The following is an 11,345-nucleotide window of genomic DNA, read 5'->3' as shown; positions in this document are numbered from 1 at the left end:
GGCGTCCGTTGAGCGCTCGCGACTGGATCGAGAAGGACTTCTACCGCGAGCTGGGCGTCGCCTCCGACGCCTCGGCCGACGAGATCAAGAAGGCGTACCGGAAGTTGGCGCGGGAGCTCCACCCCGACGCCAACCCCGGTGACGCCAAGGCCGAGGCGCGGTTCAAGGCGGTGTCCGAGGCGTACGGCGTGCTGTCGGACACCGCGAAGCGCAAGCAGTACGACGAGGCCCGCCGCCTCTTCGCCGGAGGCGGCGGCTTCCCCGGCGGGTTCGGCACGGGCGGCGGCGGGTTCGACGTCGGCGACCTGTTCAGCCGCCAGGGCGCCCAGCAGCCCGGTGGCATGGGCGGGCTCGGCGACCTGCTCGGCGGCCTGTTCAACCGCCGGGGCGGCACGTCCGCGTCGGCCACCAGACCGCGGCGCGGCGATGACGTCGAGACCGACGTCCGGATCGACTTCACCGAGGCCGTCAAGGGCGCGACCGTGCCCATGCGGCTGTCCAGCCCGGCGACCTGCGGCACGTGCGCGGGTTCCGGCGCACGTCCCGGCACGTCGCCGCGGACGTGCACGAACTGCGCCGGCGCCGGGTTGGTCACCCGCAGCCAGGGCGCGTTCGCGTTCTCCGAGCCGTGCGCCGACTGCCGGGGCACCGGGCGGATCGTGGACGACCCGTGCCCGGAGTGCGCGGGCGACGGCGTGAGCACCAAGACCCGGACGCTGACCATCCGGATCCCGTCGGGCGTCGACGACGGCCAGCGGATCAGGCTGGCCGGGCAGGGCGAGCCGGGGCGCAACAACGGGCCCGCCGGCGACCTGTTCGTGCTGGTGCACGTCAACCCGCACCCGATCTTCGGCCGGTCGGGCAACGACCTGACCGTGACCGTGCCGGTGACCTTCCCCGAGCTCGCGCTGGGCACGACGTTGACCGTGCCGACGCTCGAGGGCAAGGTGACGTTGAAGGTTCCCGCGGGCACGGCCAGCGGCCGGGTGCTGCGGGCCAAGGGCAAGGGCATCGCGAAGCGCGACGGCCAGGTCGGCGACCTGCTCATCACGCTGAACGTCGCCGTGCCGAACAACATGGACGCCGCTGCCCGGGAGGCGTTGGAGCACTACGCGTCGGCGACGGCGAAGCACGACCCGCGCGCTGAGCTCAACGCCCTGTTGGAGAAGAGGTCGGTGTGAGCTTCCCGTTCCCGCCCGGCACCGACGAGGACACCCCGTTCTTCGTCATCTCCGTGGCGGCCCAGCTGTCGGGCCTGCACGCGCAGACCCTGCGTGCCTACGACCGGCTCGGCCTGGTGTCGCCGGGCCGCACGTCCGGCGGTGGGCGCCGGTACTCGATGCGCGACATCGTGCTGCTGCGGGAGGTGCAACGCCTGTCGCAGGAGGAGGGCGTGAACCTCGCGGGCGTGAAGCGGATCATCGAGCTGGAGAACGAGGTCGGCGCGCTGCGCTCCAGGGTCCAGGAGCTGACCGAGGAACTGGCCTCCGCCATGGCCGCGGCCGAGCACGCCGCCGCGTCGGTGCACGCGTCCTACCGCCGCGACCTGGTGCCGGTGCGGCACGAGACGGCGCTGGTCGTCTGGAAGCCGAACTCGAAGCGCTGACCGCGTGCTGCGTCGCCCAATAGGGTGATCATCGCGGCAAAGTGTACGGAAACACTGTTCCCGTACCTCGGTTAAGCATGAGGAACCCCGCGACCCCCACCCCCACTGCATCCCCTGCCTCCCCAACCTCCTCCTCGGCCACCGCAACCTCCCTGGCCTCCTCGATCACCGCAACCTGCTCGGCCTCCTCGATCACCGCAACCTGCTCGGCCTCCTCGACCACCGCGAACGCCGAACCCGCGCCAGACTGGACCCCGTGGACTACGTCTTCGTGCACGGCACCACCCAGTCGCCGGCAGCCTGGCGACCGGTGGAGGACCTGCTCCGCCAACGCGGCCACCGCACCGTGGCCGTGGACCTGCCGACCGACCGGCCGGAGCTGCGGGCCGTCGACTACGCCGCGATCGCCCGCGCCCAGGCGGGCGACGCGCTGGCCCCGATCCTGGTGGGCCACTCCGGCGCCGGCCTGCTGATGCCCGCCATCGCCCGGGCCCTCGGCGCCTCGCACCTGGCCTGGATCGCCGCGGTGATCCCGGGCCCCGTGTCACTGGCCGACGAGCTGGCCGCCGACACGGGCGAGATGTTCAACCCGGAGTGGCGCTCCCTCACCGAACCACCCACCGCGGACCCCGTGGTGGCCTCGTACTTCCTGTTCCACGACTGCGACCTGGCCGGTGTGCGGGCCGGGCTGGGCACCCTGCGCCTGTTCTACCCCGCGGCGACATACCGCGAGGTGCACGAGGTGCCGGACCTGCCGTCGACCTACGTCCTGCCGCGCGACGACCGGACGCTGCGGCCGTCGTGGATGCGCCGGGCCGCGCGCGATCGGCTCGGGGTCGAGGCGATCGAGGTCGACGGCGGCCACTGCCCGCAGACCAGCCGACCGGAGACGCTGGCGGCCGTGTTGGGCGCGGCGCGGCCTGCCCGACCCTGACGTGCCGGGAATCGGTCGTGATGGGCAGGGGACGTGCCGCGGAATCCGGTCGTGACGGGACGCGAGCCGGTCGTGGCGTGTCTGGTCGCGCTGGGCCGCCGAAGGTTCCGCGCGGCCCGGCGGCGAACGTGAAGAAGTTTCAGTAAGAGGGTCAGTCCAGCGTGAACGGGTCGTACTTGATCCGGTCGAGCGGGGTGCCGGCGACCAGCATCCGGGACACGGTGGCCCGGATCATGGACGGCGAGCCGCACACCAGCACGTCCCGGTCCTCCCACGCCCCGTAGCGCGTGACCACGTCGGCCAGGGTGCCCTGCTCGACGCCGCGCGCACCGGGGTCCGACTCCAGCACCGGCACGACGGTCAGCCACGGGTTGGTCATGGCGAACCGCTGGAGGTTGTCCAGGTCGTACAGGTCCTCGCGGCTCCGCCCACCCATGAACAGGTGCACGCGCGGGTTCTCGCCCCACTGCGCCATCTCGTCGATGATCGCGTGCATCGGCGCGACCCCGGTCCCACCGGCGACCATCAGCACGTCCCGCCCGGACTTCCGGTCGACGCTGAGCCGACCCATCGGCGGACCGAGGCGCCAGACGTCACCCGGCTGGGTGTGGCCGACGATCGACCGGCTGACCCACCCGCCCTCGACCGAGCGGATGTGGAACTCGATGATGCCGTCGTCACGAGGCGCGTTGGCGGGCGAGTAGTACCGCCACAGCCGCGCGCGCTGCGGCGTCTCGACGCTCACGTACTGCCCGGCGCGGTACCCGACCGGGTGATCCGGTTGCAGCCGCACGACCGCCAGGTCCCAGCTCACCCGCTGGTGGTCGAGCACGGTCGCGTGCCAGTAGGCCGGGCCGTCGTCGGCCGCCGCCGCCTCCTGCATCGCCCGCGCCATGATCGTGTAGGCCTCGGCCCACGCCATCTCGACCTTCGGCGTCCACGCGGGCCCGGCGAACTTCTTCACCGCCGCCAGCAACGCCGTGCCGACGGACTCGTAGTGCACGTTGACCACGCCGAACTTGCGGTGGTCACGCCCGAGTTGGCGCAGGAACGGGATCAGGTCGTCCGGCCTGTCCACCATCTGCACGACGTGGACCAGGGCGCGCAGCAGTCGGCTGCGCTGGACCTCCATGTTCACGGGGAACATCTCACGGGTCGCCGGCGCGAGGCTGAAGAGCATGCCGTAGAAGAACTTGGCAACCTCTTCGGCGCGCGGCTCCACCACCGCGAAGCTCTCCCGGATCATCCGCACCATAGCGGTGACACCAGGAGGAGGTTCGCGGTGTGGCGGGCTCGGGATGGGGCTCAACACGGCGTTCGCAGTCATGGTCCGGGCGCAGTCTCCACGTTTCTGGCGGCGCCAGCAAGGGCGCTACGTCCTCGTCAAGCTTCCATCCCCGACGAGGGGACACTAACCCGCCAACTGGCCGGTCGACTCCTTGATGCCACCTTCGAGTGCAGTGCAGTTACGGACGGTCGCGCAACGTTCCCGCAAACGGGTGGACATTCCCTTCCACGTATACCGAATCCAGCGCTTGCGGCCCACCGCCAGACGCACCACCCCTCACCGGACGTGGGCCGCACGACATCGTCAGGGTGGTCGTCCGGCGGTTCGGGGCCGAGGTTTCACCCTGGTGGCGGCCGGCCGGGCGCACCGGTGCGGTGGGCCGCAGTCGCCTGTGGATTCCCACCTGCGGATTGTGGACAACTCAGGCGCCGGTGTGGACAACCGGCTGCGACATGTGGGTGACGGGCGTCAGCCCTGCCCGGACCGCTCGGCTGCGCTGCGTTCAACGCAGAACTCGTTGCCCTCCGGGTCGGCCAGCACGACCCACCCCTTGCCGTCGGGACGGCGCATGTCGGACACGAGCGCGGCCCCGATCCCGAGCAGCCGCTCCACCTCGGCGTCACGGGTGGTGTCGGGCTGGAGGTCGAGGTGGACCCGGTTCTTCACCGACTTGGGCTCGGGCACCCGGATGAACAGCAGCCCGGGGCCGTCGGGCAGCGCGATGAGCACTTCGGGGTCGCCCGGGAAGTCCTCGTCGGTGAGCGGCTGCCCGGTCACCTGGCTCCAGAAGCCGGCCAGCTCGTAGGGGTCCCGGCAGTCGACGGTGATGTGGCGCACGAGTGAGGTCATGCGCTGATGGTCGCCGCCGGGGACGATGCGGCGCACGCGGGTTTCCGGCCGTCCGCCGGTCGTGGCCCACACCACACGACTTCCACCGGGTTGAGCGGAACTGGCTCAACTTTTCTGACGTTGTGAGGAATGATGGTCGGTGCGGAACGCGCCGGCCCCTGCGCACGACACCGACCGAGGTGAGGAATGGACGCTTTCAACCCGACCACGAAGACGCAACAGGCCGTGTCCGCCGCCGTGCAGGCGGCGACCATCGCGGGCAACCCCGACGTCGTCCCGGTCCACCTCCTCGGCGCGCTCCTGGCCCAGGGCGACGGCCTGACCGCGCCCCTGCTGTCCGCCGTCGGCGCGGACCCGAAGCAGGTGCACAAGGAGCTGGAACAGCTGACCAGGGCGCTGCCGGCGGCCAGCGGGTCGTCCGTGTCGGCGCCCCAGTTCTCCCGCGACGCGGCCCGCGTGCTGAGCAAGGCGCAGGAACTCGCCACCGAGATGGGTGACGAGTACGTGTCGACCGAGCACCTGCTGGTCGGCCTCGCCCACCACGGCGGCCAGGTCGCCGACCTGCTGCGCCGCCACGGCGCGCACCCCGAGGCGCTCAAGGAGGCGTTCGGCAAGGTCCGCGGCTCGGCGCGGGTCACCAGCCCGGACCCGGAGAGCACCTACAAGGCGTTGGAGAAGTACGGCGTCGACCTGACCGAACGCGCGCGCAAGGGCGAGCTGGACCCGGTCATCGGCCGCAACACCGAGATCCGCCGCGTGGTGCAGGTGCTGTCGCGCCGCACGAAGAACAACCCGGTGCTGATCGGTGAGCCAGGCGTGGGCAAGACCGCCATCGTGGAGGGCCTGGCCCAGCGGATCATCGCCGGCGACGTGCCCGAGAGCCTGCGCGGCAAGAAGGTCGTCGCGCTCGACCTCGGCTCGATGGTGGCGGGCGCGAAGTACCGCGGCGAGTTCGAGGAGCGGCTGAAGGCCGTGCTCAAGGAGATCACGGACTCCGCGGGCCAGGTCGTCACGTTCATCGACGAGCTGCACACGATCGTCGGCGCGGGCGCGACCGGCGAGTCCGCCATGGACGCCGGCAACATGATCAAGCCCATGCTGGCCCGCGGCGAGCTGCGCATGGTCGGCGCGACCACGTTGGACGAGTACCGCGAGCACATCGAGAAGGACGCCGCCCTGGAGCGCCGCTTCCAGCAGGTCTTCGTCGGCGAGCCGTCGGTCGAGGACACGATCGGCATCCTGCGCGGCCTCAAGGACCGCTACGAGGTGCACCACGGCGTCCGCATCACCGACGCCGCCCTGGTCGCCGCCGCCACCCTGTCCGACCGGTACATCACCGCCCGCTTCCTCCCGGACAAGGCCATCGACCTGGTGGACGAGTCCGCGTCCCGGCTGCGCATGGAGATCGACTCCCGGCCGGTCGAGATCGACGAGGTCGAACGCGCGGTGCGCCGGCTGGAGATCGAGGAGATGGCGCTGGCCAAGGAGTCGGACGCGGCCTCGGTGGAACGCCTGGCCGCGCTGCGCGCCGAGCTGGCCGAGCAGCGCGAGGACCTGGCCGGGCTGACCGCGCGCTGGCAGAACGAGAAGGGCTCGATCGAGAAGGTCCGCGACCTGAAGGAGCAGCTGGAGCAGCTGCGCGGCGAGTCGGAGCGGGCCGAGCGCGACGGTGACCTGGGCCGGGCCGCCGAGCTGCGGTACGGGCGCATCCCGGCGTTGGAGAAGGAGCTGGAGACGGCCACCCGCACCACGCAGGACGCCGCCGTGATGCTGAAGGAGGAGGTCGGGCCGGACGACGTGGCCGACGTGGTCTCCGCGTGGACGGGCATCCCGGCGGGCCGGCTGCTCGAGGGCGAGACGGCGAAGCTGCTGCGCATGGAGGACGAGCTGGCCAAGCGCGTGGTCGGCCAGGCCGAGGCGGTGCGGGTCGTGTCGGACGCGGTGCGGCGGACCCGCGCGGGCGTGGCGGACCCGGACCGGCCGACCGGCTCGTTCCTGTTCCTCGGTCCGACCGGCGTCGGCAAGACGGAGCTGGCCAAGGCGCTGGCGGAGTTCCTGTTCGACGACGAGCGGGCGATGATCCGGATCGACATGAGCGAGTACTCCGAGAAGCACTCGGTGGCCCGCCTGGTCGGCGCGCCCCCCGGCTACGTCGGCTACGACCAGGGCGGGCAGCTGACCGAGTCGGTCCGCCGCCGCCCGTACTCGGTCGTGCTGCTGGACGAGGTCGAGAAAGCTCACCCGGACGTGTTCGACGTGCTGCTGCAGGTGCTCGACGACGGCCGCCTCACCGACGGCCAGGGCCGCACGGTCGACTTCCGCAACACGATCCTGGTGCTGACCTCGAACCTCGGCTCGCACGTCATCGCGGACGCCGCCCTGGACGAGCGGCAGCGCGACGACGCCGTCATGTCGGTCGTGCGGGCGCACTTCAAGCCGGAGTTCCTCAACCGGCTGGACGACGTCGTGGTGTTCCACTCGCTGGCGACCGAGGAGCTGACGTCCATCGTGGACATCCAGGTCGACCGGCTCGCGCGGCGCCTGGCGCAGCGGCGGCTGACTTTGGACGTCACCCCCGCCGCGCGCGAGTGGCTGGCGCTGAACGGCTTCGACCCGGTGTACGGTGCCCGGCCGCTGCGGCGGTTGGTGCAGTCGTCCATCGGCGACCAGCTGGCGAAGGAGCTGCTGGCGGGCGAGGTGCGTGACGGTGACACGGTGAAGGTCGAGGTGCTGGACGACCACTCGGGCCTGATCGTCGGCAAGGCCTGACGCCCGCGGCCGTTCCGATCGGACGTCGCCGATGGACGGGCGGCTGACCCGCGGCGCGAGGACCAGATCCGGACAACCGGATGAGCCGGTTGTCCGGACCTGCGGTGGTGGCCCGGTTCCGCGCCGGGTTGTCCGGGCCTGGTCGTCGGCTCACCGCGACCTCACCGCCTGGCCGCGCTCGCGTGGCCGTTGCTGCTTAGCCTTCAGTCCGGGAGTCCGGGAGTCCGGGAGTCCGGGAGTCCGGGAGTCCGGCGTTCTGCCTTCTGCCTTCTGCCTTCTGCGCCGGGACCGCCGTTCTGCGCCCCCCGCGTGCCGGGCAAGCTCCGCAGAGGTCCCCGTCCGGGGGATCCCCGATTTTTACTCTGCCGGCCGGGACCGACACCGGGCGAGGGGCCGGGGTGTGCCTGTGGACAACGCCGTGGCCTGTGGATAAGTCGTGGCTGGTCGCCGTCGGGCAGGCCTGGGGACTCGCCGCGAACGGCCCGCGATCCGGGTAACAGCTTGATCCGTTCGCGCGACCCACGCCCCAAGTGATCTTCGTTTGTTCACCGCCGCCCGCTACTCTCGCACCGTGGGCATACCGGCGTGGGTCTGGTTCACCGTCGCCGCGGTAGCGGGCGTCGCGGGGTTCGCCCTGCTCGCGACCGACCGGGCACAGCGAACCGCGCGAAACCGCGAACGCCGCCGCTGGGCGGCGCTGCGCGGCTGGCAGTTCGAGGAGACCGACCACGTGCTGCCCACCCGCTGGGAGAGCGGCGCGATCGCCTACTACGGCGTCGGCGTGGCCAAGGACGTCGTCGCCGGCTCCACCTTCACCGCCGACGGCCGCCGCCAGGTCTACGTGCTCGACCACGAGACCAGCGGCAAGGTCAACTCGGTGCTCGTCGGCGTGCGCTGCCGCCGGGCGTTGCCCGTGGTCATCGAGCTGTGGCTGCCCAGCGTGCCGTTCCAGCGCGACCAGATGCCCGACCTGCTCGGGCCGGTCGGCTCGCGGTACGCGTTCGTCAGCGAACTGCCCGCCGCGCGCAAGCTCATCACCCCCGACCTGGTCGACGCCGCCGAGGAGATCGGCGGCGACGTCACCGTCGTCTGGCTGGAGGACGACTGGGTGCTCGCCGCCGCGCCGCCCAACTCCACCCCCGCCCGCCTGGAACGGCTGCTGCGCGACCTCGGCGAACTGGCCGACGTGATCGACCCGTTCGAGGCCGACCCCGAGGCCGACGCCGGTGGCGAGGTCCACCGCCCGCAGTTCGGGCGCAAGCCGTGACGCCGCCGACCGCCCTGGTCACGGGCGCGTCCTCGGGCATCGGCGCCGCGTTCGCCCGCAGGCTCGCCGCCGAGGGCCACGACCTGGTGCTCGTCGCCCGCGGCGAACGGCGGCTGGAGGAGACGGCGGCCAAGCTGCGCGCCGCGCACGGCATCACCGCCGAGGTGCTGCCCGCCGACCTGGCCACCGACGCGGGCCGGGACGCGGTCGCGGACCTCCTCGCCGAACGCGAGATCGACCTCCTGGTCAACAACGCGGGCTTCGCGATCTCGTCGGAGTTCCTCACCGCCGACCCGCTCGAACTGCGGTCCCAGCTGGACGTGAACGTGACGAGCGTGCTGCGGCTGACCCGCGCGGCGCTGCCCGGGATGGTGGCGCGCGGGCGTGGCGCGGTGATCAACGTGTCCAGCGTGGCGGGCTTCCTGCCCGGCCGCGGCACGACCTACAGCGCGGACAAGGCGTGGGTGACCGCGTTCTCCGAGGGCATGTCGATGGCCACGGCGGGCACGGGCGTGCGCGTGCTGGCGCTGTGCCCGGGGTTCGTGCGCACCGAGTTCCACCAGCGGGCGAAGATCGACATGTCGAAGACGCCCGACCTGCTCTACCTCGACGCCGACCGGGTGGTGCACGACTGCCTCGCCGACCTGCGCGCGGGCAAGCAGCTGTCCGTGCCGGGCGTGCAGTACAAGGCCATCACGTTGTTCGCCCGCCTGGTTCCGCGCGCGCTGGTCAGGCGGATGGCCTCCCGCATCGCGGGTGGGCGAGGACGCACTTAGAACTGCCGGGAACCCGAACCCGGTCCGGTCCGTCCCACTCCACTAGTTGGAACAGGGAGGAACCGTCCATGGGCGAGCAGTTCAGAGTGGAGCCGCCGGAGCTCCGCGGTTACGGCGAGTTGCTGACGCGCAACGCGCAGCACTTCATGACGATCAAGGACCACGCGATCTCCAAGGGTGGCGACACCTCGGGGTTCACCGGTCTGCTCTCGCTGCTGCAGCCCATCGTGACCGGCGTGGCGTCCCTGTACGGGGAGACCCTCGACTTCGCGAACCAGATGATGGTCAAGGAGGCGGAGAGCATCAACAAGGCCGCCGACATGTACGAGAAGAACGAGGAGCTGGTCATGGGCATCCTCGACCGGGTGCTCTCCCAGCTCCACTCCGTGGCCGAGGCCCCGTCGCTCGGGGGTGGCGGCCGATGACCGCGTACGCGGACGTCGAAGACCCGTCGGTCGCGCTCGGCGCCGCGGCGGAGAACCGGCCTGGCCGGCAGTCGACCAAGGAGCTCATCGAGAAGGCCGGCTGGAAGATCCAGGGCGTCAACTGGATCTACGAGAAGGTCACCGGTGAGAACCTGCTCGACGCGCTGATCAAGCCGCTGCTCGGCGACTTCGAGAAGATCGACGAGAACGCCAACGCGTGGGACCGGATCGCCAAGGCGCTCGACTCCGTGCGGCACAACGTGGACGCGGGCGCGGAGCAGCTGTCGTCGCACTGGGACGGTGACGCGGCGAAGGCGTTCGAGACGCGCATGGGCACCATGTGGGTGATCGCCATCGAGGCGGACTCGCAGGTCGCTCGGATCATCGGCAACCAGTTCCGGTCGACGGCCAGCACCTGCCGCACCGCGTGCGGCCTGGCGCTGACGCTGCTGGACATGCTGGTCGGCAAGCTGATGGAAGCCGCCATGACGGCGTGGATCCCGGTCGTCGGCTGGGGCCGCGCGGTGTGGATGGTCTACGACGCGATCCAGATCGTCGACGCCATCCGCAAGATCATCATCGCCATCCAGACGTTGATCGAGGGCGTCCAGGGCATGATCGACGGCATCGTCGCCATGGGCACCGCGCTGTCCAAGCTGAAGGACGTGCGCGACGTCAGCGACCTGCTCGACGTGGTCGACGGGTACCAGGACGGCAAGGAGAAGTACGACAACGGCGTGGCCGCGGCGAAGTCCGGCGCGATCGGCGTCGGGCTGGGCGCGTACGGCCTGGGCAAAGCCGGCCACGCGGCCAACGGCCGCTACAACCAACCGCCGCCCACAGCGCCCGCGCCGGCCGGGGCGAGCTCGGGGTCCGGTTCCGGGGCCGGGTCCGGTTCCGGTTCCGGCGGGGGTGACGGGCAGTGACGTTCCCGTACGACAAGGCACGGTTGGACGCGCTGGTCGCCGACGTCGAGAAGCGGGCGGCGAACGTCGAGGAGACCGCGCGGGCGGCGAGCCACGTGCAGCTGCGGTCGCGCGGGCTGACGCAGGCGGACTTCGCCGAGATCTCGCGGTTCGCCCACGGCCCCGGCGCGCCTCGGGAGCTGAAGGAGCTGGCCCGGCGGGTCGACGCGGGCGAGATGTCCTGGGAGGACATCGCGTCCGGGCGGGCCGTGGACGACGAGGGCGTGCAGCGCGCCCTGCAGACCGGTGTGCCGGACTTGCAGCGCGCCTACACGGCGATCCAGGAGGGCAACGACCCGGAGGACGTCATCTCCGCGGGCTCGCCCCGGCCGGGTGGGCGCGACGACGATGACGACGACGGACCGAACAAGTTTACCGAGGACGCCTGGTAGTCGAGGGTGAGGTCAGGCCCGGCCACCGGGCGCTCCGCCGAGTTGTCCACAGGTGCGGGCCTGACCACCTCGAA

At 71.5% G+C, this 11,345-nt stretch carries 12 protein-coding genes; 9 read left to right on the top strand and 3 right to left on the bottom strand.

Annotated features, from left to right (window positions below; translation table 11 throughout):
• Positions 1–8: 8 nt before the first annotated feature.
• Together dnaJ and ACQPYE_RS39765 are read left to right on the top strand one after the other, a co-directional pair.
• On the top strand, positions 9–1,181 hold the full coding sequence (gene dnaJ / locus ACQPYE_RS39770) for a molecular chaperone DnaJ (RefSeq protein WP_498718249.1): 1,173 nt from the start codon (positions 9–11) through the stop codon (positions 1,179–1,181).
• On the top strand, positions 1,178–1,606 hold the full coding sequence (locus tag ACQPYE_RS39765) for a heat shock protein transcriptional repressor HspR (protein ID WP_498718248.1): 429 nt from the start codon (positions 1,178–1,180) through the stop codon (positions 1,604–1,606). The genes dnaJ and ACQPYE_RS39765 overlap by 4 nt, the downstream gene beginning before the upstream one ends.
• Positions 1,607–1,634: 28 nt before the next feature.
• Here ACQPYE_RS39765 and ACQPYE_RS39760 read toward each other — a convergent pair whose 3' ends face one another.
• Complete coding sequence (locus ACQPYE_RS39760; protein ID WP_498718247.1) at positions 1,635–1,883, bottom strand: hypothetical protein; 249 nt, start codon at positions 1,881–1,883, stop codon at positions 1,635–1,637.
• On the opposite strand from ACQPYE_RS39760, the gene ACQPYE_RS39755 reads away from it, so the two are divergent.
• Entirely contained in the window at positions 1,863–2,540 is a 678-nt protein-coding gene (locus tag ACQPYE_RS39755) for an alpha/beta fold hydrolase (RefSeq protein ID WP_498718246.1), read from the top strand. The genes ACQPYE_RS39760 and ACQPYE_RS39755 overlap by 21 nt on opposite strands.
• Before the next feature lie 151 nt (positions 2,541–2,691).
• Here the strand turns inward: ACQPYE_RS39755 and ACQPYE_RS39750 are convergent, their stop codons facing one another.
• Both ACQPYE_RS39750 and ACQPYE_RS39745 read right to left on the bottom strand, forming a co-directional pair.
• Positions 2,692–3,795, bottom strand: a complete 1,104-nt coding sequence (locus ACQPYE_RS39750) for an FAD-binding oxidoreductase (protein ID WP_498718245.1) — start codon at positions 3,793–3,795, stop codon at positions 2,692–2,694.
• A 501-nt stretch (positions 3,796–4,296) separates the two neighbouring features.
• Positions 4,297–4,677, bottom strand: a complete 381-nt coding sequence (locus ACQPYE_RS39745; RefSeq protein WP_498718244.1) for a VOC family protein — start codon at positions 4,675–4,677, stop codon at positions 4,297–4,299.
• 186 nt (positions 4,678–4,863) lie between these two features.
• Here ACQPYE_RS39745 and clpB point away from each other — a divergent pair, with 186 nt between their 5' ends.
• The 6 genes from clpB (at position 4,864) to ACQPYE_RS39715 (ending at position 11,271) form a co-directional block, all read left to right on the top strand.
• Positions 4,864–7,446, top strand: coding sequence for an ATP-dependent chaperone ClpB (gene clpB / locus ACQPYE_RS39740; protein WP_498718243.1), 2,583 nt, complete (start codon positions 4,864–4,866; stop codon positions 7,444–7,446).
• A 571-nt stretch (positions 7,447–8,017) separates the two neighbouring features.
• Entirely contained in the window at positions 8,018–8,713 is a 696-nt protein-coding gene (locus ACQPYE_RS39735) for a TtfA family protein (protein ID WP_498718242.1), read from the top strand.
• On the top strand, positions 8,710–9,489 hold the full coding sequence (locus tag ACQPYE_RS39730) for an SDR family NAD(P)-dependent oxidoreductase (protein ID WP_498718241.1): 780 nt from the start codon (positions 8,710–8,712) through the stop codon (positions 9,487–9,489). Before ACQPYE_RS39735 ends, ACQPYE_RS39730 begins: the two co-directional genes overlap by 4 nt.
• Before the next feature lie 68 nt (positions 9,490–9,557).
• Positions 9,558–9,914 (top strand): hypothetical protein, encoded by a 357-nt coding sequence (locus ACQPYE_RS39725; protein WP_498718240.1) that lies wholly within the window; start codon positions 9,558–9,560, stop codon positions 9,912–9,914.
• A complete protein-coding gene (locus ACQPYE_RS39720; protein WP_498718239.1) occupies positions 9,911–10,840 on the top strand; it encodes a WXG100 family type VII secretion target in 930 nt (309 codons plus the stop codon). The genes ACQPYE_RS39725 and ACQPYE_RS39720 overlap by 4 nt, the downstream gene beginning before the upstream one ends.
• Positions 10,837–11,271 carry a hypothetical protein gene (locus ACQPYE_RS39715; RefSeq protein WP_498718238.1) on the top strand — a complete coding sequence of 145 codons (435 nt, stop codon included), beginning with the start codon at positions 10,837–10,839 and terminating at the stop codon, positions 11,269–11,271. The genes ACQPYE_RS39720 and ACQPYE_RS39715 overlap by 4 nt, the downstream gene beginning before the upstream one ends.
• The last annotated feature ends 74 nt before the right edge of the window (positions 11,272–11,345 follow it).

This window comes from Actinosynnema sp. CA-299493, from assembly GCF_050946825.1.
Lineage (GTDB): Bacteria > Actinomycetota > Actinomycetes > Mycobacteriales > Pseudonocardiaceae > Actinosynnema.
Note: the sequence above shows the minus strand (reverse complement) of the source record. Positions and strands in the feature narration are given on the sequence as shown.